Here is a 25,808-nt window from a genome sequence, read left to right as displayed (position 1 = left end):
AAGTGGTTTGTTATGTTGGCTTTGTAATTGTTTTTTGTTTCGAATGGTATGTTGGGTGTTTATTTTGTCTGTATTTCTCAAAAATTGAGAAAATTAAAAAATGTGCTATGAGGTTGCATCGTCAAATCGAAAGCATGGAGTGAGATTTTCTTACCTTATGAGAAAATATGGGCTTCAAAAGTGTTTAGTGATTTTATGGTTTATGAAGTCCGCACTTTTATCTGTTATTGAAATTATGGTTTTATTTATCATTGACTTACTTTTCTTGTCTGATGTTTTTTTTACTGAATTAAGGTCGGTTTTCTTAGTTTTTACCCCTAGTCATCAGTGGTTTCTCCTCTCTTAGAGCGCTACTAAGACTATTTTCTATTTTGTGTCTGTTATTTATTCTTGTTGCCTGTATTACATACATCCTGGTGGTTTAATCGTCAGTTTGTGAAATGGCGGCTTACCTGGAGCACTTATCTGTTTTTCAGTTAAATAGTTTTAGAAAGCGTTGGTTATTGTGTCGTGTGATTTGATGGGTTCGGCTGATGAGCAAAGCTTGGCCCCAATGTTTAGTGGCATCATTCAGGCTCATCGGCTTTATTATTACGTAGGCTGAGGGTTACAAAATGTTTCGAATCGCTAGCGAGATCCAACTTTCGTAGATTGTGTCTTTACATCAAAACTGGTCTACCTAGACTAGCGGCGAGTTTAAGTAAAAGGTGTATACTGCATGTGGAGTTGGCTGGCGATAGGGCTATCAGGTGTGTATTCCGTGTTGGGAGCAAAGCAAGCTAACCCGACACAATCCCTCGTGTTTAAAATCTTTACTCTGCTACTTCTTCTTGTGTTGGTGTTAACTCAAGGTGCATCCGCAACATATACCTACTGGATTGCGGGTGGGCTTATTGTGTCTATGGTGGCAGATACGCTGCACTCGTTTAAAACTCGTAAGCTAATCTATTTTACGGCTTATCTGGTTGCCCAGGTATGCTACAGCAAGTCATTTTGGGTGCAGCTTAATGGTGAGATTGTCTGGTGGCTGTTGGCCCTGCTGCTTGCAGCGAGTATCGTAGCGTTCTTTTTGTTGCTACCTCAACTCGACTCTCTGGTATTCCCCGTTGTGATCATGGGGATGATGCTGGTTCAACTTGCTTGGGCTGCCGGTGAAGTTTGGTTACAAGTGCCGAGTTACGCCAATGCTATCGGCTTTAGCGGAACCTTAGTTCTGATCTATTCGGCGCTGGCATACGCGATACACGGTTATCGAAAACCGATGAAACACGCCTATTTGTGGGTGAGTGGCAGTTACTTTTTTGCTCATGCCCTCATTGTTGCCTCAATCATTTACTAATTTAAGTCAAAGCAGCTCTTGAGGATTTCAGTAAACTGAACGCATTGTTCTTAATAACTGGAGTCAATAATGAGTGAAATCCATGCTCACGAGCTGCTAAACCTACTTAGAGAAACACCAATGGATCGCGAAGCCCTCACACAGCACTTTGGTGCTAGCGTTCGCTTTCACACCTGTAAACTGAATGATCTAGACTTAGATGCATTACTAGCATTTTTGCTCAAGCGCGACAAAATTCGTGAGCTTGAAGGTAAGTTTGTGGTCAATATGGCGCGAGTTTGCAATCACTAAACGGCGGCTAAGATCGAGGGTGAATATGGTGTTTTCGCCCTCAGTCATATACTCATGTTGTCAGTTTGCTATACACTGGCCGCCATTTTTTAGGTGAGGCCAGAATATGGACATTCTTTCTGCAGCGACCATGCTGTTTCTAATCATGGACCCTCTCGGTAACTTGCCGATTGTGTTGTCTATTCTCAAACATATCGATCCCAAGCGTCGTCGTAAGGTATTGATTCGTGAACTACTGTTTGCCTTACTGATTTTGATGTTGTTTCTGTTTGCAGGACAAAGCATCTTAAGTTTTTTGCATGTCCAGCCAGAAACGCTCAGCATTTCAGGTGGCATTATTCTCTTCATTATTGCGATTAAGATGATTTTCCCGAGTGCTGGCAGCATCACTGGACTGGCAGCAGGCGAGGAGCCCTTTATTGTTCCGATGGCCATTCCTATGATCGCGGGCCCTTCAGTGATTGCAGCCTTGCTTTTACTGTCTTCGCAACATCCAGAGAAAATGTTGGAAATGTCAGCATCAGTCGTAATTGCGTGGGGCGCAACATTTTTTATACTGATGTTTTATGGCTTCTTTAATCGCTTGTTGGGTGAACGTGGCTTGAAGGCGGTAGAACGCTTAATGGGCTTGTTACTGGTGATGATCTCCACTCAAATGTTCTTGGATGGTGTAAAAAGTTACATTGGGTGACGAACAAAACGCAGAAAAAAAGCCGCTCACAAGAGCGGCTTTTTCGTATCTGAGCGATTACATCATGTGTTTACGACGAATATCGAGTAGGGCAAAAATACCAAAAATCAGGATTGAATATTTTTCCCAACTGCTCATTTTTATTTTGTCGCCAAATGCACCAATGAAGATGGCCATTTGTAAACCGTGCATGATGAACAAAAAAGCGGTCATGATGTAAAGCGCAATCGCGGCATTGCCGGGAAAGGGCATAAAAATATTTAGGATTAATACTAACCAAACAAAGGCGATAGCCGCTTTGGCCAGCATAATTAGTGCTTTCATTTAAGTATCCTTTTAAATCGAGGCGTTATGCGGAGGTACGTTCGTACAGACGATAGCTCACTTGGCCTGCTGTTTTTTCTCGATGTAATTGCCAGTTTTCTGGTAAGTCGGCAATATTGAGTTCTTTTTCTGTTTCAATATAAATCATCGCATCTTCCGCGAGCCAGCCATTTTGTTCTAGCAGAGCCACGGTCTCATCCAATAGACCTTTGCGAAACGGTGGGTCAATAAACACCACATGATGAGCAGAACCCGGTTGCTTCAAAAAACTCAGTGCGTCGGTATTTACCACTTGGATGTTGTTCGCGTTAAGAGAGGCAATATTCTTTTGTAACTGTTGGAAAGCTTGTGGGTTTAGCTCAACCATGGTCACTTGCTCTGCTTGGCGCGAAGCTGACTCAAATCCCAAGCCGCCAGAGCCAGCAAACAAGTCGAGACATTTTGCCTGTGGTACATCTTGAGCTAACCAGTTAAACAGCGTTTCTTTGACGCGATCGGTCGTGGGGCGTAAGCCTTCAGCATCGTGTACAGGAAGTTTTCTGCCTCTCCATAAGCCACTAATAATGCGAACAAAGCCCGTTGTTGGCTTTTTTTGTGATGAGTTTTGCTGGCGACGTCTTACCATAGATTTTTTGACCGCTAATAAAGTGATACTATATCTAATCGCCCAAGCAATGAGCTTGGAGTTTGGATACAGCCCAGAATATTCAAGATGACAGAGTGTAACACTAATAAGATTAGAATTACCTAATCGGAAAGTTTTCAGAACTTTGTCATTAGCCTTTTTTAGACAGATAATAATCTTGTCAAAAAAGAGTCATTAATAGATAAAAGAACAATCTAGGATAGCCCCAGATGACGGAAAAAAAGAAGCGCGGATTACTTTCGTGGCTAGGTTTTGGTGACGAAGAACAAAGCCCAAAACCAAAAACTGAAGAAACAGTAAAAGAAGAAGCAGTGGAAGCGCCTTCTGAAGAGCAGCAAACCGAAGCGGTTGCTGAGCAAGCGGAAGCAACGCCAGAACTTGAAGAAGAAGCGAAACAATCAGAGGCTGCCCCAGCAGAAGCAGAAGCAGAAGCAGAAGCAGAAGCAGAAGCAGAAGAGCCAGAAGTCGTATCGGCCGCGCCTCGTGTTCAAGAACAAGAAAAGCCAACAGAAAGTTTTTTTGCTCGTCTTAAACGCAGCCTAAGCCGAACAAAAGCAAATATTGGTGCTGGCTTCTTCGGTCTGTTCAGCGGTAAGAAAATCGATGAAGACTTATTTGAAGAGCTAGAAGAGCAACTGCTTATTGCTGATGTGGGCATGAATACCACAACAAAAATCATCAACAACCTGACAGAAAAAGCCACACGTGGCGATCTGAAAGACGGCGAAGCCCTTTATGGTTTGTTGAAAGAAGAAATGGCTGAGATTCTTTCTAAAGTTGAACAGCCACTAGAAATCGATAGCAACAAAACGCCTTACGTCATCTTGATGGTGGGTGTAAATGGCGTGGGTAAAACCACGACCATCGGTAAGTTAGCGAAGCAGTTCCAAACTCAAGGCAAAAAAGTGATGCTTGCAGCGGGCGATACTTTCCGTGCCGCAGCGGTTGAGCAGCTACAAGTGTGGGGTGAACGTAATAATGTTCCTGTGATTGCTCAACATACTGGCGCAGACAGTGCCTCTGTTATCTATGATGCGATTGAAGCGGCAAAAGCACGTGGTGTGGATGTGGTGATTGCTGATACAGCAGGTCGTCTACAGAACAAAGCGAACCTAATGGAAGAGCTGCGTAAGATTGTACGTGTGATGAAGAAAATTGATGACTCTGCACCACATGAGATCATGCTAACGCTTGATGCAGGTACAGGACAAAATGCCATTAGCCAAGCGAAACTTTTCAGTGATGTTGCCCCTCTAACCGGGATTACTTTGACTAAGCTGGATGGTACAGCCAAGGGCGGCGTAATTTTCGCTATTGCTGATCAGTTCGGTATTCCAATTCGTTACATTGGTGTGGGTGAAGGTATCGAAGACTTGCGTCCATTTGAAACTCAAGAGTTTATTGACGCACTGTTTAGTCGTGAAGAATAAAAAGAGTTAGAGGAAATCAACGGTGATCAAATTTCAGCAAGTAAGCAAAGCTTACCGAGGTGGTCGACAAGCACTGCAAAAAGTCGATTTTCACCTGAGGCGCGGTGAAATGGCGTTTTTAGGCGGACATTCCGGGGCTGGTAAAAGTACCTTGCTGAAATTGATCTGCGCGATAGAGCGACCAACCGATGGCAAAATCCATTTTAATGGCCACGACATCACGCGTATTCCAGGCAAAGACATCCCTTTTTTGCGCCGCAATATTGGGATTGTTTTTCAAGATCATCGCCTATTGATGGATCGCAGTGTGTACGACAATGTCGCTCTGCCAATGCGTATCGAATCGATTTCTGAAAACGAAATCAAACGCCGTGTTTCTGCGGCGTTAGATAAAACGGGCTTACTCGATAAAGCTCGTTGTCTACCTAGTCAACTTTCTGGTGGTGAGCAACAGCGCGTCGGTATTGCCCGTGCTGTGGTTAATCGACCAACGTTGCTGGTGGCTGATGAGCCTACGGGTAACCTTGACCCAGAATTATCCAACCGTGTGTTGCGTCTATTCGAAGAATTTAACCGTGCGGGCGTGACTATCCTACTTGCCACGCACGATGTGGGGTTAGTAAACACTCGCCCACAGTATCGTCATTTTGAATTGAACCAAGGCTTCCTAAGTGAGGTAGAAGACTATGGCAGGTAACAAGCACTCCCAAAAGAAGGGGAAAGGCCGCAGTGCCAAGCGTGCGAATACCGATGGTTTTTTCTCTGTCCACGCAAAACAAGCTAAATCCTCTTTTAGCGCCTTATGGCAACGACCACTAGGCAACATTCTGACTCTAGCGGTCATCTCCATGGCACTTGCCATGCCAGCTTGTTTGTATCTATTGGGGAAAAACGTTGCGGGGGCAGCGGAAGATGTCGCTTCTCCTTCACAAGTTAGTGCTTACTTAGTTGAAGGCATGCCGGATGCACGAGTGATGGTTCTCAAAGATCAAATTGAAACTTGGCCTTTGGTAAAAGAGGTAGAATATATTTCACCGCAACAAGGTCTATCTGATTTAAGCCAATATGCAGGGTTCGACCAAGCTATCAGCCTTTTAAGTGGCTATGCGCTACCTGGTGTGTTGGTGATTACGCCAGATTCGGAGCTAAAAAGTGATATTCAGTCATTAGCCAAAGACGTTCGAGAGCAACAAGATGTGACCGACGTGAGACTTGACGAAGACTGGCTGGCGCGTCTTGATGCCATCAAAACTCTCGCGAGTATTATTGTCATTACCCTGACAGTACTGATGCTCGGTGCGGTATTTTTAATCGTTGGCAATACATTGCGATTTAATGTGCTGGCGAATAAAGAAGAGATTCAAACCATGAAACTGATCGGTGCGACGGACAGTTTTATTCTGCGCCCTTACTTGTACACAGGCATGTGGTTTGGCGTGTTAGGTGCCACTATTGCGTGGTTGGTAACGGCTTTAGTGACCATTGTCATGAATAGTGCGGTGGAAGACCTTGCTGCGTTGTACGATAGCCAGTTCCGCCTGATTGGTCTAAGTTGGGATGAATCTTTGTTATTAATCATCATTGGGAGTCTTTTGGGATGTATTGCGGCGCGTTTTTCTGCGCAACGACATTTAAAAGAAATTGAACCAGTTTAAGTGATGGCGGTCTTATTACTTGGATTTCATTAGCACTAGCTAATTTTGAACCCTTGCTTAGACCAAATGTTTATGGATAATTGCTTCCCCTTCTTGAAACTTGTTCATTTTGAGTTCAAGATATCGAAGCTAAATTGCAATGTAATGCTCCAGATCAGAGATTGATGAGGAATTGAATGACAAAAGAAGCGTATCCGATGGCTCTAGTCACGCAAGATAGCCTTGATAGCTATATTCGCTCAGTAAACAGCTACCCAATGCTGACTGCAGACGAAGAGCGTGAGCTGGCAGAACGATTACACTATAAAGGTGAGATTGAGGCTGCAAAAGGTCTAATTCTTTCGCACCTACGATTCGTTGTTCACGTTGCTCGTGGTTACTCTGGCTACGGTTTGCCGATGGCGGATCTTGTGCAAGAGGGTAACATCGGTCTAATGAAAGCCGTTAAGCGTTTTAACCCAGAAGTAGGGGTTCGCTTGGTTTCTTTTGCTGTCCACTGGATCAAAGCAGAGATCCACGAATACGTGCTACGTAACTGGCGTATCGTGAAAATTGCGACCACTAAAGCGCAACGTAAATTGTTCTTCAACCTGCGTAAGTCGAAAAAGCGCTTGGGTTGGTTTAACAACGGTGAAGTGGAAACCGTTGCGCGCGAGTTAGGTGTTGAGCCTTCTGAAGTTCGCGAGATGGAATCACGCTTAGCGGCGGTGGATTCAACCTTTGATATGCCAACTGATGAAGACGACAGTTCAAACGCTTACACAGCGCCGATGCTATACCTAGAAGACAAATCGTCTGATGTGGCCGACAACATTGAAGCCGCCAACTGGGAAATGCACACCAACAATCGCTTGGGTCATGCATTAGCGAGTTTGGATGAGCGTAGTCAGCGCATCGTGCGTTCTCGTTGGTTAGATGATGAGAAAGCAACATTGCAAGACTTAGCTGATGAGTTCGGTGTTTCTGCCGAGCGTATTCGCCAGCTAGAAAAAAATGCAATGAAGAAACTAAAATTGGCCGTGGGTGAATTTTAATTTCCACTGCTAATTGAAAGTAAGATTTTCATAGAAAGCCGAGATCATGTGATCTCGGCTTTTTTATTGTCGATCGAAAATCGATAGCGTTTGCGATCCGGATTTTATGTGCTACCTGTGTATAACTCTGTGAAGTAATTATTTATCAACTGTTCGAAACCCGGACAAAATAAGGGATTCAAGCACTTTTCCATCTGGGGATAGTTATAGATATACACACAGTTAGATCAGGATCATCACTACATATTGTGGATCAAAAGATCCAAATACACTTTATCAACGCAATTCACAGCTTTATCCACAAATGGTTGGAATGTGTACACTTTTGAAAACCCTGATTATCCATGTGTCTAAGTTTGCCGTTGGATAGGTTACAATAGCGGCAGTATACCCAAGCAGCTTCAAATATGGATTTTATGCTGTACCACGGGTGCTGATTAGTACGTTAGGTTCGAGGTTGCTTGGGTATATTAATAAGACAATGAGAAAGTAAATGGATCAGTTTAAGCATATCGATGTACAAGGTGCGCAAGCGCTGCTCGAGCAGGGTGATGCGAAGCTTGTAGATATCCGTGACCCTCAATCGTTTGCCGTTGCGCATGCGGAGTCCGCGTATCACTTAACTAACGATACGATCGTTGCGTTTATGGATGAAGTGGAGTTCGAACAACCTATTTTAGTGATGTGTTACCACGGTATTAGTAGCCAAGGTGCGGCGCAATATTTGGTTAACCAAGGCTTTGAACAGGTGTACAGTGTAGATGGTGGCTTTGAAGCCTGGCATCGAGCAGAACTACCGATAGTGAGAAGTTAATGAAGAGATTGGTAACGTTAAATAATCCACGTATGGCGCAAGCCTTTATTGATTATATGGCCTCTCGCCAAATTGACATCGAAATGATGCCAGAAGGGGATGGGCAATTTGCGCTGTGGCTGACTGATAGCCAGCATGAAATAGAAGCGGAAGCCGAACTTAAGCTGTTCCTTGCTAACCCGTCTGATTCAAAATACAGCGCCGCCTCGTGGGACGTTGCCGATACTCGTAAGAGCACATTTCATTATTCCAGCCCGAGTATCATAAGCATGGTCAAAGCGAAAGCTGGCCCCATGACTTTGCTGATCATGACAGTCTGTATCATCATCTACTTGTTACAAATGTTTGGCTTTGGCAATGGCGTGTTTAAGTTGTTGCACTTCCCGGCTTTTGAGGGGCAACAATGGCAAGTGTGGCGATGGCTAAGTCATGCGTTACTGCACTTTTCAGTAACTCACATCGTGTTTAACTTACTATGGTGGTGGCAGTTGGGTGGCGACATCGAACGTCGTCTCGGTTCCGGTAAGCTATTGCAACTCTTTGTGGTGTCGGCAGCGTTTTCAGGGGCAGGCCAGTTCTATGTTGAAGGGGCTAACTTCGGCGGCTTGTCTGGCGTGGTCTATGCACTGCTTGGTTATTTGTGGATATTGGGTTACCGCTTGCCACATTTAGGCCTTACGCTACCCAAGCCAATCATCGTCTTTATGTTGGTATGGTTAGTTCTTGGTTTTGTGCAGCCATTTATGGCGATTGCAAACACCGCTCACTTAGTTGGGCTACTGTCGGGGATGGCGATTGCGCTGTTTGATTCAGGCAAGATGAAATACCAACAGCAAGCCTAAAGCAGATGAAATGAAAAGACCGCTCAAGAGCGGTCTTTTTTATGTTCAAAACGGATTTGGGTTTATTGATAAAGGTATTTTGTAAACAACAAATCGGCAATGATGGTTTTACCTGTTTCAGGCAAAAGCGTTTCGTTGAGGGTCGTCACTAAGGTTTTGCGCAGATCTTCTCGGCCAGACAGGGACTTAATCGTATCTTCTGTTTGCTTACCCAATAATTCAATCACTGCATCGCGAATCAAAGGTTGGTGATGCTCAACAACTGATAAATCTTGTTGACTCATTACCATGATGTCGATGCGCACTTGCACATAACCTAACTTTTTGCCTTTGGTGTAAAAGTTAGTAGTGAGGTCAGGCTCTAGGGTAAAGTATGCCAACTTAGGTCCAGCTTCTTCCGTTTCAGCCCAACTTGGTGCGGCGAATAGTATGGTTAACGCAAAAATAATTTGGGCTATATAACGTTTGTACATATTTCTAACTTTTCTTTCTCTGGATCGCGATATTCGAATCGCTTCAGTCTTGATACAATGGGCCGTCTATAACAAATAACGGAACTTACGGTTACATACATTACTATGGACGGTAAGTTGTTGCTTTATTGTACGCATAAAGCCTCCAATTGAATACTAGTATGAATCAGCCAACATCACTCTATCTTGCTTCTTTATTGGAAGTAGAGTGGCAAAACCCCGAAGAATTCGAATTTCCAAATGAATTTGCCAAGCATTGGCTTGAAGAGCAAGGGTCTTTGTCACGTCGTTTAAAACAGCACTGCCAAGCGTTAACGGTAGAATTGCTACAAAATCAGATCGTCACTGCAGCGACATTAAAACAGGACGAAAGCCAGTTATTGTCCGAACAAGATTGCTTACTGAGAGAGGTAATTTTGTGCGGTGACAATAATAACTGGGTTATTGGGCGGACATTGATTCCTCGTTCAACCTTAGTTGATCAGCAGTATGATTTGGCTCAACAAGGGGATATCCCATTAGGACTAACGGTGTTCAGCGCAGATAACGTTGAGCGAGACTCTTTACAAATGGGATGGGTAGCCGTACCAGAAGGACGTTTGTTAGCGCGACGCTCAAGGTTGTGGATGAATCACAAACCGATGCTAGTTGCTGAGTTATTCTTATCTAATTCACCAGTTTACGCTAAGGAGACAGTGTAAATGTCCGCAGAAAAAGCCAAAGCATATTGGCAACTGATGCGCATGGATCGCCCGATTGGTTCACTGTTACTGATGTGGCCAACGATTTGGGCGCTAATTATCTCAGCCCAAGGGATGCCAAGTTGGGATGTATTCATCGTGTTTGTATTGGGGGTATTCCTAATGCGTAGTGCGGGGTGCGTGATTAATGATTTTGCAGATCGCAAAGTCGACGGCCATGTAAAGCGTACTAAGCAACGTCCACTGCCATCAGGGAAAGTGACAGCAAAAGAGGCGATTGGATTATTTTTGGTTTTGGGTATCAGCTCGTTTTTGTTAGTGCTGACCATGAACCCGCTGACGATTCAGCTATCCTTCGCTGGTATTGTGTTGGCGTTCATCTATCCATTTATGAAGCGTTACACTCATATTCCACAGCTATTTTTAGGCTTGGCTTTTAGCTGGGCGATTCCAATGGCGTGGGCTGCACAAACTGGGGAATTACCATTAATTGTTTGGTTTTTGTTCCTCATTAACGCTTTGTGGACCATTGCGTACGACACTCAATATGCGATGGTAGACCGAGATGATGATCTAAAGATTGGCATTAAATCGACGGCAATTCTGTTTGGTCGTCATGACAAGCTTATTATTGGTGTGTTGCAACTGATTACACTCGCGATGTTGGTTTGGTTAGGGCTGTTATATCAATTGGGACAAAGTTACTACTGGACCCTTTTGATTGCAGCGTCGTTGTTTGTTTATCAGCAGCACTTAATTCGTCACCGTGAGCGTGAGTTGTGCTTTAAGGCTTTCCTTAACAACAATTATGTTGGCATGGTGATAGCGATAGGGTTACTGGTCGCATTTTGGTAAGCGAAGAAATAGAAAAAGGCATCCGATTGGATGCCTTTTTTCTTATTGGAAGAAGGTAAAACGGTTACGACCGAAGTTGGTGAATACTCTCTTCGATCGTCAGTTTCACTTCTGGATAAAGCAGAGTGAACAGTAGTCGTGCAAATTGCTGCGTTTTCTTCGTGTCACAGTTACCATCGTTATCGAGGTATTTTTGCTGTTTGAGCGTATTGAACATGGCGGTAAACACACCTTTATCGAAGAATTCTGGCGCATTAATACCGTGCAAACGCCCTAGGCGCTGAGCAATATCTTGGCTCTTCTGCTCTAGGTCCGATTTACCCAGCTCAGGGTAAGCAACAAGCAAGTTCATCGCGATAGAGTAGCGTTGCAGCGTTTCAGTTATCGTACGACCTAGCAGAACCAAAGGCTGGTTGTTCGATTGATTGATTTCCAGCTTATCACCATCAAGACTAATCATTTTCTGATCGGCAAATTCATGCAGTGTTTTAACGACCAATTCATCCAACTCGTCTTCTTGGTAACTTAAGAACAGCTCTTTCTTCAAGAATGGGTAGATTTGCGCGACATTAGCTTGAATCTTGGCTACCGAAAGGTTGCGCTGACGAATGAGCATTTGGGCAATTAATGACGGCAGAGCGAACAAGTGAATGATGTTGTTGCGATAGTAAGTCATCAGGATCGATTGGCTACGGTCCAGCGAAATGATGTCACCCATGCTATCGGTTTCAATCACGAACTTATCAAGCGAAATTGCATGATCAACCAACTCCTCAGCACTTTCGGTAGGGATAGTGGAGGTGCTTGAGTACGGATTATTTTTGAGTAGCTTTAAGTAACACTCGATCTGATTGATCAGCGAGTCACGAGAAAGTGCACGTTGACGAGAAGCAAGCAGTGCGGTTGCACACAAGGTCAACGCGTTTGCTGCCGCCGCATCATTGATGTGCGTCATCATCTTATTAGCAAGGTCGTTGACCACAGGATTCATCCATTGTGGTTTGTTACCACCCATGCTGTCGATGTCTTTCGTCCACTCAGGAGCATGCTCGTTCAAGTATTGGTTGAGCTGAATTGGCTCACCGAAGTTCACATAGCCCAAACCAAAGTTACGCAGTTTACGCAGAGTACGCAGTACAAGCCCTGCGTTTTCTTTCTCTTTGCGTTTGCCACGCAGCTCTTTCGCGTAAGTGCCTACTTCCATTACGTGCTCGTAACCGATGTAGACCGGCACTAGTGTTACTGGGCGGTTTAGACCACGTAGCATTGCTTGGATGGTCATAGCCAGCATACCCGTTTTCGCTTGCAGTAAGCGACCTGTACGTGAACGACCACCCTCACTGAAGTACTCGACTGAATAGCCTTTGGCAAACAGCTCAGCTAGATACTCACGGAAAATGGTTGAGTACAGTTTGTTGCCTTTAAAACTACGACGAATAAAGAACGCCCCACCACGACGGAAAAGAGGACCGGCCGGGAAGAAGTTCAAGTTAATGCCTGCCGCAATGTGCGGAGGTACCATGCCTTCATGGTATAAAACATAAGACAAAAGCAGGTAGTCCATGTGACTACGGTGACAAGGAACGTACACAATTTCGTGGCCGTCTTGCGCTAAACGACGCACAGTCGAGGCGTTATTGATGTGCAAACCTTGGTATAGTTTTGTCCATAACCAACTCAGGATGCGGTCGCCGTTTTTCACCAGACTGTAGGAGAAGTCGGCGGCGATTTCATCCATGATGTCGTGGGCTTCTTTACGTGCCTTATCAATCGAGATGTTTTTGCTCTTGGCTTCGTCAGCAATCGCCAGTTCAATAGCTGGAGACTTTAGTAAACGAGCAAACAACACTTGGCGTTGTGGCAGGTTTGGGCCTGAAGCAGCCAGTTTCTGGCGTGAGAAGTGGATACGCGCCACGCGAGCCAGTTTGTGCGCAATTGCGCTGTCGGTACCGTGAGAGTCTGCCATATAACGCAGAGATACCACGGGACTAAAGCGAACTAAGCAGTCGCGTCCCGCCGCCATTACCGCTTTGGCTTTTTGCGGACCATTCATCGGTTGAAGGTAAGGCTTTTGGTTCTCTTCTTTACCTGGCTTACGCCCCCAAAGCACGGTTGCAGGGATCATTTGAACATCCAACTCACTATCCAGCTTGTGCAGTTCCAGTAAGTCAGTGAACAGAGAGACAGAATCGGTTGGGACATCATTATCGTTGTTCATCACAGTTGGACGCGCAGCGATAAAGACGAAACGGTTCAGCGTTTTGCCATTGATTTCCAGCGGGCTGAGCGGGTCGGGTAGACCAAGGCTCATGGCTTGTTTTTGCAGTGTCAGCAAATCCACGTTCGAGCGGAACGGCAGGGCATATACAATCGGTTTAGTTAGGTCGATGTTCAGATCTTCAATCGGGTTCGACGGGATTGCGGTGCCCTTTACCAGTACCGATAAAGGTAGTTTTAGTAATGAACGTGAAAATGATTGTCCAGAAGACATAAAGTTCACAGCCTCAATAGGTATTCAAACAGGCCTAACCTTATTTCAGTTTCCGCTTTGCATGTCTTCTCTATAAAAAGAGATGAGTACGGCAATAGAAATAAGCCTAGGCGATAAAATTTAAGCGCTGCAAGGATACCAGAAACTGGTCAAACCTTTTAATTTTATTGGCTGTAAATTAGTCGAACCCCTAAGTTATTGCTTTGACTTGATTAAATGAAAAGTCGGTGTTTTAAACGAATAAAGAATGAACTTAATTGGTAAGCTGAAAGCTCCCCACAAATAAATTAAAAAACAACCAATTGGGTTTTCATTTGAGCATTTACTGGATATACTCACAGTTAACTGTATAAAAAGACAGGTGAGACATGAAGCCGTTAACGCCACGCCAACAACAAGTCTTCGATTTGATTAAAAGTAAAATCGACGACACCGGAATGCCACCAACTCGTGCAGAGATTGCGCGTGAGCTTGGCTTCCGCTCTGCGAATGCCGCAGAGGAACACCTAAAAGCGCTTGCTCGTAAGCAAGCAATTGAAATTATTCCAGGCGCTTCTCGTGGGATTCGTATCCTGCTTGAAGACGCAGCCAATGATGAGCAGGGTTTGCCTTTGATTGGTCAAGTCGCAGCGGGTGAGCCAATTCTGGCTCAAGAGCACGTAGAGGCGCACTACCAAGTCGATCCTGCGATGTTCAAACCGCAAGCGGATTTCTTACTTCGTGTAAATGGCGAGAGTATGAAAGACATCGGGATTATGGATGGCGATTTGCTCGCGGTGCATAAAACCCAAGATGTGAGAGACGGTCAAGTTGTCGTTGCGCGTGTTGATGATGATGTGACTGTGAAGCGTTTGGAGCGCAAAGGTTCAACCATATTACTGCATGCTGAGAATGAAGAGTTTGCCCCAATCCAAGTGGACTTAACGTCTCAGCACCTTACGATTGAAGGCTTAGCCGTTGGTATTATTCGCAATACCGATTGGATGTAAGTGTGTTTAAGCAGCCCAGTTCATCTGGGCTGTTTTGTCTTTTCTCTTTTTCTACTTCCTCCAAAAGCTTGCTCATCATCTTGACCTTGTTTGTTTTGACCAATTTATAAGCTTGATAATGTAATTGATATTCATTATCATCTTTATTAATGTCTATGTTTTCTCTCTGGCGCAGGAAATGCCCATGTCTCAGTCTAAACATCAAGTTCCTAACCATTTATTAAAGCCACTGTTATTGCGTAGCCGTGAAAGCATGGTCGACAATGGCTTGGTGTACGATCCGATAGCTGCTAAAGCGTGTTTGAGCTGTAAGATGGCGCCGGATTGTTTGAGTGGTGATATTGCGCAGAAGCAATTGCTGCACGTGACGCTGACTCAGCTTTGTGACCAGCAGGTTAGTCACTTCTTACAGCAGTATCCCGATGCTTGGATAATCAATGTCGGAGCGGGGTTGGATACCCGCTTTTATCGTTTGGATAATGGACGCTGCCATTGGATAGAGCTGGATGTGACGGAAAATTTGGTATGGCGTCAGCGTTTGTTCCACAAAAATGAACGTTATGAACATCGCTGTGGCAGTGTGGATGAAATGTCGTGGCTAGAGACGTTAGCCATTCCAGAGCAAGCACCGGTACTCATTTTATGTGAAATGGCACTGCTCGATTGCACAGAGCGTCAAGTCGCGAAATTTATTCAAACCTTAGGTCGACATTTTGTTTCTGCTGAACTGTGTATGGTGCTGGCAGGAGATTTAACGGAAACCAAGTGGGGACAAAAGCTTGGCTCTGATCGTTATGCTCATGGCTTTGAAGCGCCTGCAGCACAGATATTGCAATGGTTACCATGGGCACAGTGGGTGAAAGCTTTCTCGCCATTCGATAGATTCTGTTCTCGTTGGAAAGCTTGGCAGCGTTGGCTTAATAAGATTCCAATGTTGAAGCATCGCCTCACGCCAGTACTCGTTCATATCAAGTGGTAATTGGCTAGTCGTTAAGCGCTCAGGTACACTCGTCGATCTTACTGATGAGGTGCCTGTGACAAATTCAATCTTCTCTCCTTTATCTAACCCAAAAGTTCATCGCCAAGTCTTAGCTTTAGCTATACCTATGGTGCTGTCGAATATTACTGTTCCATTGCTCGGTTTGGTCGATGCTGCGGTGATTGGTCATCTAGACCACGCTTGGTATTTGGGTGGTGTTGCGTTGGGCAGCACCATGATCAGCGTGACGTTTTGGCTGCTTGGTTTTTTGCGTATGTCGACTACTGGGTTGGCGGCGCAGTCCTATGGCGGTGAAGACCGAAAGCAACTTGCCTTGGTGTTTATGCAAGGCTCACTTATGGCGCTGCTGTTTGCGTTAGTCTTCCTTATTGCCCATACCCCGATAGCTGATTTGATCTTTGGTTGGAGTGACGCCAGCGCAGAGGTAAAACACTACGGTATGCAATATTTCTCTATCCGTGTGTGGAGTGCCCCCGCTGCGCTAATGAACTTTGTGTTGTTGGGGTGGCTGCTCGGAACGCAAAATTCCAAAGCACCAATGTGGATGGTGATCATCACCAACGTGACTAATATTGCCCTCGATTTGTTGTTTGTGATTGGTTTGGGGTGGAAAGTAGAAGGCGCTGCGCTGGCATCGGTGATTGCTGACTACTCTGGCATGGGTTTTGGTCTCATGTGTGTCTGGAAAACCTGGCGAGAGAGGCAATTACCATCACCTCAAAAGTTGCTAGCCAGCACTCAACACGGTTTAGGGCGATTCGTGAAATTGAATCGCGATATTTTCTTACGCTCTTTGTGTCTGCAAGCGGCTTTTAGCTTTATGACGTTCCAAGGCGCGAGCTTGGGTGATGAGGTTGTCGCTGCAAATGTGGTTCTGATGAGCTTCCTGATGATTATCTCGTATGGCATGGATGGCTTTGCTTATGCGATGGAGGCCATGGTCGGGAAGGCGATTGGTGCCAAAGATAGGCAACAATTGAGTGCATCGCTTGTCGGCACTTTCTTTTGGAGTTTGGTTATTTGCTTAGGACTGACCGCGCTCTTTGGTTTGGCGGGATCGGAGTTGATCGCCATGATCACTTCAATTGAGACGGTCCAACAGCAAGCAGCGGTGTATCTACCTTGGCTGGTGGTGATGCCACTTGCGTCGATGTGGTGCTTTCTATTGGATGGCATTTTTGTCGGTGCAACCAAAGGCAAAGACATGCGCAATAGTATGTTTGTCGCGACCAGCAGTTTCTTCGTTGTCTTTTACTTATTCGCCGAGTGGGAAAATCACGCGCTGTGGTTTGCAATGACGAGCTTTATGTTGATGCGGGGTATTGGTTTAGGGGTTATCTTTCTCTACCAATGGCACAAGGATACCTTCCTAGCACAATGTTGATATAAAAACAGCAGGTCCAAGCCTGCTGTTTTTCTGTCTGCTATCAAGAAGCATAGATTAGAACAAGCGGTTCAAACCATTCAACGCAGCGACACGATACGCTTCGGCCATTGTTGGATAGTTGAAGGTGGTATTGACGAAATACTCGATGGTATTCGCTGAGCCTTTTTGCTCCATAATGGCTTGACCGATGTGGATAATTTCCGCGGCACGTTCGCCAAAACAGTGAATCCCTAAAATTTCTTTGGTTTCACGATGGAACAATATCTTCAAGCTACCGATGTCTTTCCCTGCGATCTGTGCACGAGCTAGATGCTTGAACGAAGAGCGTCCTACTTCATACGGTACTTTCGCAGCTGTTAGCTCTTGCTCGGTTTTACCCACAGAGCTAATCTCTGGGATGGTGTAGATACCCGTTGGAATATCATCAATCAGGTAGTTTTCTGCCTGACCTTTCGTAATGGCTTGTGCGACAAATCGCCCTTGGTCATAAGCGGCGCTTGCAAGGCTAGGGTAACCGATGACATCGCCTACAGCGTAAATGTGTTCGATATCGGTTTGGTAGTTACGGTTTACTTTTAGTTGTCCGCGAGAGTCCGCTTCCAGACCCACTGCACCCAAATTCAACTTATCGGTGTTACCTGTTCGACCATTCGCATACAACAAGCAGTCTGCCTTCATCTTCTTGCCAGATTGTAGGTGAATAATCACGCCATCTTCTGTGCCTTCGATTTTTTCATAGGTCTCATCATTACGAATTACCACACCGCTGTTCCAGAAGTGGTAAGACAGCGCATCTGACACTTCGTTATCCAAAAACTCCAACAAGCGGTCGCGGGTATTGATAAGGTCGGTTTTCACTCCAAGGCCGCGGAAGATAGAGGCGTACTCACAACCGATAACGCCCGCACCGTAAATGATGATATGGCGAGGGTCGTGTTTCAGGCTCAAAATGGAATCACTGTCGTAGATGCGCTCATGCAAGAAATCTACGTCGTTAGGCTGATACGGGCGAGAACCCGTCGCGATGACAAACTTATCCGCAGAATAGATTTCTTCTGTACCGTCGCTTTGCATCACTGCAATTGAGTAGTTATCGATAAATCGCGCGGTTCCGAACAAAAGTGTGCATGAGTTACGGTCATAAAAGCCCTGACGAAGTCGAGTTTGCTTATCAATGACCGATTTAGCATGACCTAAAATGTCAGAAAATGTTGCATGAACGCTGGTGTTGTTTCGACAAAATAGCGGGTTGCTATTAAATTCGATGATGCGGCTAACGGCATGACGCAGTGCTTTTGATGGAATAGTACCCCAGTGAGTACAACCGCCGCCGACACTGCTTTCTTTCTCGACAATGGCAACATTCAGTCCCGCTTTGGTTAATCCCATTGCAGCCCCTTCTCCGCCAGGGCCACTACCGATTACGATCACGTCATAGTGATTAACATGCGCCATGATGCCTTCCTTGTTATATTTGCTTAACATTGCTTTAGCGCGATTTTAACTCATTTACTCTATTGGTACACGTCATGCCTGTTAGAGAGTGGAAGTGATCACGCAGAATCGACCAAAAGGGTGATTTGGTATGTTGTATGTCTATAAATTGCATCGAGAGCATTGCAATTAGATGCATGCCAATAGTAACGTTCTCGGCGCTCAGAGCGAGCGAAGCAACATATCTTTCTCCGTAGGAGCAAATTGCGTTATATTGAGGCTCTTGTACCCTATAGAAAAAGAGCAAGTTAAGAATGAAATCGATGGGAATCCGCGCACAGCAAAAAGAGAAGACACGTCGATCATTGATCGATGCGGCATTTAGTCAGTTAAGTGCGGATCGCAGCTTTTCCAGCCTTAGCTTGCGAGAAGTCGCCCGAGAGGCAGGGATTGCACCGACTTCTTTTTATCGTCACTTCAAAGATATGGATGAGCTAGGCTTAACCATGGTTGATGAAGGCGGTTTGCTACTACGCCAACTGATGCGTCAGGCGCGTCAACGTATTGTGAAAGAAGGTAGCGTAATTCGTACCTCGGTCGAAACCTTTATGGAATTCATTGAAAGTAGTCCGAACGTTTTTCGTTTGTTGTTGCGTGAGCGCTCCGGCACTTCTGCTGAATTTCGTACCGCTGTTGCTCGAGAAATCCAGCATTTTGCGGCAGAATTAACCGAGTATTTAATGAGCACCGGCGTGACCAGAGAAGAGGCGTATACTCAAGCAGAAGCGTCTGTGACTTTGGTTTTCAGTTCGGGGGCTGAAGCTTTAGATTTAGATCGACGTGAGCGCGATGAACTCGCCGAGCGATTGATCATGCAATTGCGAATGATAGCCAAAGGGGCCTATTGGTATCGCAAAGAACGTGAACGTAACCGATTAAAAGGCGGGATAGAATAATGTCGAATGGAAATAAATCTGAAAAGAAAACGCTGATTTTGGCACTGGTTGCAGGTATGTGTGGTGATGCTTTGTTGTCATGGTTGACCATGAGTGAAGTGTCTTTTTCAATCTTCCCATTGATTGCACTCGTACTGGCTGTACAAGCTCTTTACCAAGAGTACCTAAATAATCCGGTATCAGAAGATATCCCATTAGTTGGCTTGGCGTGTTTCTTCGTAGGTGCGTTTGGCCACTCTGCGTTTATTAAAGCGCAATACCCAGAAGCAGGCTCAAACTTCTTTGCGATCATGGTTTCAATGATCTTACTCGCATGGATTGGTAAGAAGTTAGGTTTTGTCAGCAAGAAGACTTCTGCGGAATAAGCAAAACGAATCAAATACAAAAAAGCGAGCCATTGAGCTCGCTTTTTTTGTATTTGACGCAGTGGGTTACGCTTTGCGTTCCAATAGCACGCCCGCTTCCATATGGTGGGTATAAGGGAATTGGTCAAACAGAGCAAAACGCGTTACGTTGTGTGTTTCGCATAGAGTGTCCAAGTTCTCTTTTAGAGTTTCAGGGTTACAAGAGATGTACATGATGCGCTCGTAACCTTGCACCATTTTACAAGTATCGACATCCATCCCAGCACGTGGTGGGTCGACAAAAATCGTATTGCAGTTGTAGCTCTTCAGATCTACACCTGCATCTTGTAGACGACGGAATTCACGCTTACCTTCGATCGCTTGAGTAAATTCCTCTGCTGATAGACGTAAGATTTGTACGTTATCAATCTTATTGGCAGCGATGTTGTACTGTGCAGATACCACAGATGGCTTCGCTAGCTCAGTTGCCAGTACGCGGTCGAAATTCTGTGCCAACGCCAGCGAGAAGTTACCGTTACCACAGTAAAGTTCTAGTAGGTCACCAGTGCTTTCTTGGGTACAGTCGACAGCCCATTCCAGCATCTTCTCTGCGACTTTGCCGTTCGGCTGAGTGAAGCTGTTCTCTACTTGTTGGTAGATGTAGCTTTGACCATTTACATCGAGCTTCTCGATCACGTAGTCGCGGTCTAGGACAATCTTCATCTTACGAGCACGACCAATGATGTTTAGATTGAAGCCTTCATCATTTAAACGCTGTTTAAGGGCTTTCGCGTTTTCAATCCACTCTTCATCAAGTTGGCGATGGTAAAGGAGTGAAACCAGAATCTCACCACTTAGCGTCGATAGGAAATCCACTTGGAACAGTTTACGACGTAGTGAGTCGTTGTCTTTCATCGCTTCAACCAATAGCGGCATCAAATCGTTGATCAGACGGCTGGCTGCTGGGAATTGGTCTACGCGGTATTTCTCACGAGTCTCTTGGTTGAACATGATGTAGTAAAGATCTTCGCCTTCATGCCAAACACGGAACTCAGCACGCATACGGTAATGCTGCTCTGGTGATTCAAACACTTCCAGTTCTGGCACGTTGTATGGCGCGAACATATCAGTGAGACGTTCGACTTTTTCAGCCAGTTGTTCTTGGTAGCGTTGTGGGTTTACATCAAGAGTAGCCATGATCTTACCTTTTATGGTGCATTCAATTTAAGAGCGCAGATTTTATTCAATCTCAATAGGATGTCCAGTTTTGTACTGGAATTGATTTAAAGATAGTGCGTACAGGCAGAGTAGAAAGCAAAACCAATCAAAACGTTACAACTTCTAAGGGCAATATTGGCTGGACAAATAATCAATAGCTGAATAATATTTGCCTCAAGTTGGTGCTATCTAGCAATCTAGATGGCTGAAATGGGAATCTGGTGTGAATCCAGAACTGACGCGCAGCGGTAAAAGAGAACGAACGCTCATCAGACACTGCATTAGTTTATGTGGGAAGTCGAGCAAGTAGGCGGTACACCCGTGCTCTTGAGTCCGAATACCTGCCAACAACTGAGCCACAGCACTGGACTGTCATGATGACAGGGCTCGGAAGGAATTACGCGATTTAGGACAATACAATGAGAAAATCCGCACTGGCGATCACTTTGGCATCGCTGCTTTCACCTGTCTCTTATCTACAGGCCCAAGAAACCTCCACTGACGAAACCATCGTTGTTACTGCAAACCGTTTTGAGCAAGCCGAAAGCCGTACGTTGGCAGATGTCGAAGTAGTTACTCGACAAGACATCGATCGCATTCAAGCGAAAACCCTACCAGATGTATTGCGTCGCCTTACCGGAATTCAAGTTTCACAAAATGGTGGTCGTGGTCAGTTAGCGTCTTTATTTGTTCGTGGAACCAGTTCCGACCAAGTTTTAGTACTGGTTGATGGCGTACGTTTTGCACGAGCAGCGAAGGGCGCTGTGGACTTTAACCAAATCCCACTTACTTACGTTCAACGTATTGAGTACGTGCGTGGTGCGCGTGCGTCACTTTACGGCTCAGAAGCGATTGGTGGCGTGATCAATATCATCACCATTGCGCGTGCTGACGAAGAAGGAACGAAGTTAAGTGCGGGTTTAGGCAGCTTAGATTACCAGGAATTGAGTGTGGCATCTGGTATTAAAGTCACAGAGAGCGGCCAGCTAAATATCGCGCTTGGTAGTGAAAGTGATGATGGTTATAACGTTCGTCCTGTACCGGGAGTTAATGACGGCGATCGCCATGGCTTTGATACAAAGAATGGTCTGCTAGGTTACGTGCACAACTTCAATGACCAGTGGTCTGCATTTGGTAACCTACGTGCTTACGAAAATGTTTATCAATATGACAGCAGCTACGGCAGTCGCGGTTACTACGAAGCAGAAAAAGACGATCTTTCTGTCACTCTGGGCGGTAAGTATCAGTCTGATAATGTGATGTCAGAACTGCAAGTAACGGCACAGAAACAGAAGTCTTGGAACTATGAGCAAGCAAAAGGCAAACACTCAGGTACTGAAGATGAACTTGAGCAGCAAAATGTCCAGTGGACCAACAGTTACTTGCTAAACAACAATACGACGTTTGCTGGTGGTATTGATTGGCGCAACGAGTCTTATAAAGACAAGAGTGCGAATAAAACGTTTGATCGGACCAATGGCGCTCTGTTTGGTATGGCAACCACTAGTATTGATAAAGCAATGCTCGAGGGCAGTGCTCGCCTTGATGATAACGAAGAATACGGTAGTGAGTTCACTTACAGTTTAGCGGCTGGTTACCAGTTTGTACCAGAGTTTGGGGTTAAAGCCTCTTTTGGTACTGCGTTTAAGGCTCCAAACCTATATCAACAGTATGACCCAACATACGGTGAGAAAGATCTGAAGCCGGAAGAGTCAGATGCTTGGGAGCTAGCATTCAGCGGTGATGTCCAAGGCGTTTTTTGGTCCGTGACGGGTTATGACTATAAAATCACGAATCTTATCGATTACCATCCAACCACATACAAATATTTGAATGTCGATGGTGAAACACATATCCAAGGTGTGGAGCTTGTTGCTGAGTTTGACACAGGGATTGTGCAGCACCAGTTGAGTGCAGATTATAAAGATGCAGAAGACGATAAAGGGCATCAGTTGCAGCGCCGCGCTAAAGAAATGTATAAGTGGAATACTTTAGTGAGCTTCGATAAAGTGGATTGGTCGGTTAGCTATCAGTACGTCGGTAAGCGTCCAGATGTGGATTACAGCACTTGGCCTTCACAAGATATTACGCTTTCTTCTTACTCGTTGGTTGATACGGCGGTGACTTACTATCCGAATGAGTCGACCTCTATTAGCGCTCGTATCGATAATCTACTTGATGAAGAGTATGAGATGGCAAAAGGTTACCCTGCTGCAGAGCGAGCGTACTATCTCAACGTTGGCTACGAATTCTAATCGTGAATGAGTACAAACCGCCTTCGGGCGGTTTTTAATATTTTGTGGTGGAAAATCGAATGAAGAAACCCAAGCGAGTGGTGATCAGTTGGTCCAGTGGTAAAGATTCGACATTAACGCTTGAGCGCCTTAACGAGAATCCAAATTATCAAGTTGTCGGTTTGTACACGACTTACGTAGGGAAAGAAGTCCCTTTCCAAGCAACTCCGCTTGAAGTCGTACAAATGCAAGCAGACTTACTTGCGCTTCCGCTCATTACTATCGAGCTACCTGAAATCTTTCCAAGTAACGACATTTATCAATCGACCATCGTTAATGCATTACAAAGTAGTGGTCTGAACATAGAAGCTGTCGCATTTGGTGATATGTTTTGTAATGGCATTGCCGATTACCGACGCAGCTATATTGAACCTGTTGGCTGGGAATGCGTCTTTCCTCTATTAGGGGAGAGCAGCGAAAAACTAGCGATGGAAATCATAGAGCGTGGTATTCAAACTATGTTAATCACCATCGACGGAAGAGTTCTCCCTCCAGAATGGTGTGGTCGCTGGTATGACAAAGCCCTAATAGAGTCATTACCAAGTCAAATTGATCCCTGTGGGGAAAATGGTGAATTTCACACATTGGTCACGTGTTCGCCATCTTTTCAAGGACATATCGAGTTGACGAAGCGAGATGTAGAATCTGGAGATAGATTCAGCCATCAAAGATACCATGCTAAAGCATTGCCAAAACAAATCTACGCAGTATGATCGCAACGTTTCTGTTCTTTAGGTAAGACTCGTGCGAGTAGCAAGTAAGAAAAAAGTCCTAGTTTTTGACTCTGGTGTTGGTGGTCTTTCTGTATTCCAAGAGATACATCGCCTATTGCCCCAGCTAGACTACTTATACTTATTCGATAATCAGGCTTACCCTTATGGTGAACTCGATCAGGCTGTACTCGTTTCACGAGTTAACCAACTGGTCTCTTCTTTAGTCGAAGAACACCAAGTCGACATTGTCGTCATTGCTTGCAACACGGCGAGCACCATAGTGCTTCCTTCCTTACGCGAAAATTTATCGATTCCCGTTGTTGGTGTTGTCCCTGCGATTAAACCCGCATCGCTTTTAGCATCAAAAGGGGTAGGGCTGATCGCCACTCCGGCGACAGTAACACGCCAATATACTCACGAGTTAATACGGGACTTTGCGCAAGGCAAACCAGTTGAGCTGGTGGGATCAACTCGCTTGGTAGATATGGCCGAAGAGAAGTTGCGGGGCAACAGCGTTTCTCTCGACGAACTGACAAATATCCTGCTTCCCCTTCGCGATAAAGTCGATGTTGCGGTGCTCGGTTGTACTCACTTCCCTTTAATCAAAGAGGAAATTCATCAAGCTTTGGGTGGGGACGTTACTTTAATTGATTCAGGCGCAGCGATTGCACGTCGAGTAAAAGCATTGCTATTAAGTGATGAAATTGAGGATACAGAAGAGGGAAGTAAGTCGATTTATGCCAGTGCAACTCCTTGGCAGGAAGATGCACTGAACATTTGTTTAAAGAAGCTAGGTTTTAATCCTGTTCAGGTTTACCACCATCCGGATGTTTAGGATCGTTCGCAATTCTCACTTTTAGCGTTCTCTCCATATATTCCTTTTCATTAAGTTTAGCGATAGCTGGCTTGGCATCTGCCGCAGCCATCACTACAAAACCAAACCCTCTTCTTTTTCCAGTACGCTTATCTTTCATTAAGCGTACCGCATAGACCTGTCCATATTCAGCAAACAAATCGCGAACATGACTCTCATTGGCCTTATAAGGAAGGTTGCCGACATATAGCGTTTTAGTTGAAGGATCAGGATCCGAAGATTGAAGAACAGGTGTTTTGCTAGAAAATGAAAAAAGAAAAGCAGTAGCGATAACACCAATGAGGAAGCTCAAGGCTGGTGGGATGATGAATTGAGAGAAGATGATTCCCCCAACGATGGCCAGCCCAACACATAAAATCAGATTTTTTTTAGACGTCATTTTAATTACTACACATAGTGATAAAGAGATCGATTGTCCATTAACAGAATAGACACATGAATCTTACGTATATGGTTGGTGTTTTTCCAACCAATTGCTGTGATATGTCTCAAATGTGACGAAGAAATATGCAAATATCGCACTTTTGGATAATTTGTGACCGGTTGGTTTTTTATTTGCAAAAAACGCTTGTACTAATTTCTCAACCCCCTATACTGCGCATCCACCGACACGGAGTGAGACGAAAGTCACACAGCGAGTCGGGAAGAGAGAAAAAAGAATTTGAAAAAATGCTTGACTCTCTCACGGTGTGAAGTAAGATACGCACCCCTAACGACGAGCAACTAAGTTGCTGAAAATGTTAGAAAAGCTCTTTAAAAATAAGAACCTATCAATCTGTGTGGGCACTCGTTGATGATAATCCAATTAGATGTTTCTTTCTTAACGGAAAGCGGTATCAAATTAGGTTTCAATGATACGAAGTGACCATTGAGTCGAAAGACTCAGCACAGTCAATTCAAACATTACTTATGTAATGTTCAGTATTCATTGAGCCGACAAAATCTTAAATTGAAGAGTTTGATCATGGCTCAGATTGAACGCTGGCGGCAGGCCTAACACATGCAAGTCGAGC

General features: G+C 44.9%; 26 protein-coding genes, 1 rRNA gene and 1 riboswitch. Of the genes, 20 read left to right on the top strand and 7 right to left on the bottom strand.

The features are described from left to right. Nucleotides 1-718: 718 nt before the first annotated feature. The 3 genes from R8O10_RS20130 to R8O10_RS20120 all read left to right on the top strand — a co-directional run bounded on the left by R8O10_RS20130 (nt 719) and on the right by R8O10_RS20120 (nt 2,321). On the top strand, nt 719-1,339 hold the full coding sequence (locus R8O10_RS20130) for a lysoplasmalogenase (RefSeq protein WP_005389670.1): 621 nt from the start codon (nt 719-721) through the stop codon (nt 1,337-1,339). A gap of 69 nt (nt 1,340-1,408) precedes the next feature. Beyond that, the gene (locus tag R8O10_RS20125) at nt 1,409-1,630 is read left to right on the top strand and encodes a YecH family metal-binding protein (RefSeq protein WP_005378711.1); all 222 of its coding nucleotides are present in this window, start codon (nt 1,409-1,411) and stop codon (nt 1,628-1,630) included. Nucleotides 1,631-1,736: 106 nt separating this feature from the next. Next, entirely contained in the window at nt 1,737-2,321 is a 585-nt protein-coding gene (locus R8O10_RS20120) for a YhgN family NAAT transporter (RefSeq protein ID WP_005389671.1), read from the top strand. 57 nt (nt 2,322-2,378) lie between these two features. Here the strand turns inward: R8O10_RS20120 and R8O10_RS20115 are convergent, their stop codons facing one another. Beyond that, a complete protein-coding gene (locus R8O10_RS20115; RefSeq protein WP_005378704.1) occupies nt 2,379-2,645 on the bottom strand; it encodes a DUF1145 domain-containing protein in 267 nt (88 codons plus the stop codon). Between the two features lie 25 nt (nt 2,646-2,670). Further along, on the bottom strand, nt 2,671-3,270 hold the full coding sequence (rsmD, locus tag R8O10_RS20110; RefSeq protein ID WP_213877895.1) for a 16S rRNA (guanine(966)-N(2))-methyltransferase RsmD: 600 nt from the start codon (nt 3,268-3,270) through the stop codon (nt 2,671-2,673). 230 nt (nt 3,271-3,500) lie between these two features. On the opposite strand from rsmD, the gene ftsY reads away from it, so the two are divergent. The 6 genes from ftsY (at nt 3,501) to glpG (ending at nt 9,066) form a co-directional block, all read left to right on the top strand. Then, the gene (ftsY, locus tag R8O10_RS20105; protein ID WP_064368850.1) at nt 3,501-4,721 is read left to right on the top strand and encodes a signal recognition particle-docking protein FtsY; all 1,221 of its coding nucleotides are present in this window, start codon (nt 3,501-3,503) and stop codon (nt 4,719-4,721) included. 22 nt (nt 4,722-4,743) lie between these two features. Further along, nucleotides 4,744-5,418 (top strand): cell division ATP-binding protein FtsE, encoded by a 675-nt coding sequence (gene ftsE / locus R8O10_RS20100; protein ID WP_005378697.1) that lies wholly within the window; start codon nt 4,744-4,746, stop codon nt 5,416-5,418. Continuing rightward, a complete protein-coding gene (gene ftsX / locus R8O10_RS20095; protein WP_005378695.1) occupies nt 5,408-6,376 on the top strand; it encodes a permease-like cell division protein FtsX in 969 nt (322 codons plus the stop codon). The genes ftsE and ftsX overlap by 11 nt, the downstream gene beginning before the upstream one ends. A gap of 176 nt (nt 6,377-6,552) precedes the next feature. Then, entirely contained in the window at nt 6,553-7,410 is an 858-nt protein-coding gene (gene rpoH, locus R8O10_RS20090) for an RNA polymerase sigma factor RpoH (protein WP_005378693.1), read from the top strand. 493 nt (nt 7,411-7,903) lie between these two features. Then, nucleotides 7,904-8,224: a thiosulfate sulfurtransferase GlpE gene (gene glpE / locus R8O10_RS20085; RefSeq protein ID WP_005378691.1), complete on the top strand. Its 321-nt coding sequence runs from the start codon at nt 7,904-7,906 to the stop codon at nt 8,222-8,224. After that, nucleotides 8,224-9,066: a rhomboid family intramembrane serine protease GlpG gene (gene glpG / locus R8O10_RS20080; RefSeq protein WP_047103977.1), complete on the top strand. Its 843-nt coding sequence runs from the start codon at nt 8,224-8,226 to the stop codon at nt 9,064-9,066. Before glpE ends, glpG begins: the two co-directional genes overlap by 1 nt. A gap of 62 nt (nt 9,067-9,128) precedes the next feature. Here glpG and R8O10_RS20075 read toward each other — a convergent pair whose 3' ends face one another. Continuing rightward, nucleotides 9,129-9,539 carry a flagellar basal body-associated protein FliL gene (locus R8O10_RS20075; protein WP_005378687.1) on the bottom strand — a complete coding sequence of 137 codons (411 nt, stop codon included), beginning with the start codon at nt 9,537-9,539 and terminating at the stop codon, nt 9,129-9,131. Nucleotides 9,540-9,700: 161 nt separating this feature from the next. Here R8O10_RS20075 and R8O10_RS20070 point away from each other — a divergent pair, with 161 nt between their 5' ends. Both R8O10_RS20070 and ubiA read left to right on the top strand, forming a co-directional pair. Continuing rightward, a complete protein-coding gene (locus R8O10_RS20070; RefSeq protein WP_005378686.1) occupies nt 9,701-10,240 on the top strand; it encodes a chorismate lyase in 540 nt (179 codons plus the stop codon). Further along, nucleotides 10,241-11,095, top strand: coding sequence for a 4-hydroxybenzoate octaprenyltransferase (gene ubiA, locus R8O10_RS20065; RefSeq protein WP_285334649.1), 855 nt, complete (start codon nt 10,241-10,243; stop codon nt 11,093-11,095). A 64-nt stretch (nt 11,096-11,159) separates the two neighbouring features. On the opposite strand, the gene plsB is transcribed toward ubiA, so the two are convergent. After that, nucleotides 11,160-13,586, bottom strand: coding sequence for a glycerol-3-phosphate 1-O-acyltransferase PlsB (plsB, locus tag R8O10_RS20060; protein ID WP_033907264.1), 2,427 nt, complete (start codon nt 13,584-13,586; stop codon nt 11,160-11,162). Between the two features lie 368 nt (nt 13,587-13,954). Here plsB and lexA point away from each other — a divergent pair, with 368 nt between their 5' ends. The 3 genes from lexA to dinF all read left to right on the top strand — a co-directional run bounded on the left by lexA (nt 13,955) and on the right by dinF (nt 16,959). After that, nucleotides 13,955-14,575 carry a transcriptional repressor LexA gene (gene lexA / locus R8O10_RS20055; RefSeq protein ID WP_005378682.1) on the top strand — a complete coding sequence of 207 codons (621 nt, stop codon included), beginning with the start codon at nt 13,955-13,957 and terminating at the stop codon, nt 14,573-14,575. Between the two features lie 184 nt (nt 14,576-14,759). Then, entirely contained in the window at nt 14,760-15,554 is a 795-nt protein-coding gene (locus R8O10_RS20050; protein WP_005378679.1) for a class I SAM-dependent methyltransferase, read from the top strand. A gap of 55 nt (nt 15,555-15,609) precedes the next feature. Continuing rightward, nucleotides 15,610-16,959, top strand: coding sequence for an MATE family efflux transporter DinF (gene dinF / locus R8O10_RS20045; protein WP_318191680.1), 1,350 nt, complete (start codon nt 15,610-15,612; stop codon nt 16,957-16,959). 57 nt (nt 16,960-17,016) lie between these two features. On the opposite strand, the gene sthA is transcribed toward dinF, so the two are convergent. Further along, entirely contained in the window at nt 17,017-18,447 is a 1,431-nt protein-coding gene (sthA, locus tag R8O10_RS20040; protein WP_005389689.1) for a Si-specific NAD(P)(+) transhydrogenase, read from the bottom strand. 263 nt (nt 18,448-18,710) lie between these two features. On the opposite strand from sthA, the gene fabR reads away from it, so the two are divergent. Together fabR and R8O10_RS20030 are read left to right on the top strand one after the other, a co-directional pair. Continuing rightward, nucleotides 18,711-19,352 (top strand): HTH-type transcriptional repressor FabR, encoded by a 642-nt coding sequence (gene fabR / locus R8O10_RS20035; RefSeq protein ID WP_005378632.1) that lies wholly within the window; start codon nt 18,711-18,713, stop codon nt 19,350-19,352. Next, nucleotides 19,352-19,717 carry a YijD family membrane protein gene (locus R8O10_RS20030; RefSeq protein ID WP_005378634.1) on the top strand — a complete coding sequence of 122 codons (366 nt, stop codon included), beginning with the start codon at nt 19,352-19,354 and terminating at the stop codon, nt 19,715-19,717. Before fabR ends, R8O10_RS20030 begins: the two co-directional genes overlap by 1 nt. 66 nt (nt 19,718-19,783) lie before the next feature. Here R8O10_RS20030 and trmA read toward each other — a convergent pair whose 3' ends face one another. After that, nucleotides 19,784-20,893: a tRNA (uridine(54)-C5)-methyltransferase TrmA gene (gene trmA / locus R8O10_RS20025; protein ID WP_017636070.1), complete on the bottom strand. Its 1,110-nt coding sequence runs from the start codon at nt 20,891-20,893 to the stop codon at nt 19,784-19,786. Nucleotides 20,894-21,077: 184 nt separating this feature from the next. Further along, nucleotides 21,078-21,278: riboswitch (cobalamin riboswitch) on the top strand. 55 nt (nt 21,279-21,333) lie between these two features. Here trmA and btuB point away from each other — a divergent pair. From btuB to murI, 3 genes are read left to right on the top strand one after another with little or no spacing between them, the layout of a single operon-like run. Continuing rightward, nucleotides 21,334-23,169: a TonB-dependent vitamin B12 receptor gene (gene btuB / locus R8O10_RS20020; RefSeq protein ID WP_205391034.1), complete on the top strand. Its 1,836-nt coding sequence runs from the start codon at nt 21,334-21,336 to the stop codon at nt 23,167-23,169. A 59-nt stretch (nt 23,170-23,228) separates the two neighbouring features. Further along, nucleotides 23,229-23,921 carry an adenine nucleotide alpha hydrolase gene (locus tag R8O10_RS20015; RefSeq protein ID WP_213870847.1) on the top strand — a complete coding sequence of 231 codons (693 nt, stop codon included), beginning with the start codon at nt 23,229-23,231 and terminating at the stop codon, nt 23,919-23,921. A gap of 31 nt (nt 23,922-23,952) precedes the next feature. After that, nucleotides 23,953-24,756, top strand: a complete 804-nt coding sequence (murI, locus tag R8O10_RS20010; protein ID WP_047104461.1) for a glutamate racemase — start codon at nt 23,953-23,955, stop codon at nt 24,754-24,756. On the opposite strand, the gene R8O10_RS20005 is transcribed toward murI, so the two are convergent. Then, nucleotides 24,719-25,174, bottom strand: a complete 456-nt coding sequence (locus tag R8O10_RS20005) for an RNA-binding protein (protein WP_017636066.1) — start codon at nt 25,172-25,174, stop codon at nt 24,719-24,721. The genes murI and R8O10_RS20005 overlap by 38 nt on opposite strands. A gap of 567 nt (nt 25,175-25,741) precedes the next feature. On the opposite strand from R8O10_RS20005, the gene R8O10_RS20000 reads away from it, so the two are divergent. Continuing rightward, nucleotides 25,742-25,808: ribosomal RNA gene (locus R8O10_RS20000) — 16S ribosomal RNA — on the top strand; the annotation flags it as partial.

Origin of the sequence: Vibrio sp. 1727 (assembly GCF_033344415.1) — a bacterium.
Classification (GTDB): domain Bacteria; phylum Pseudomonadota; class Gammaproteobacteria; order Enterobacterales; family Vibrionaceae; genus Vibrio; species Vibrio alginolyticus.
This window is presented reverse-complemented; position numbering and strand designations above follow the sequence as displayed.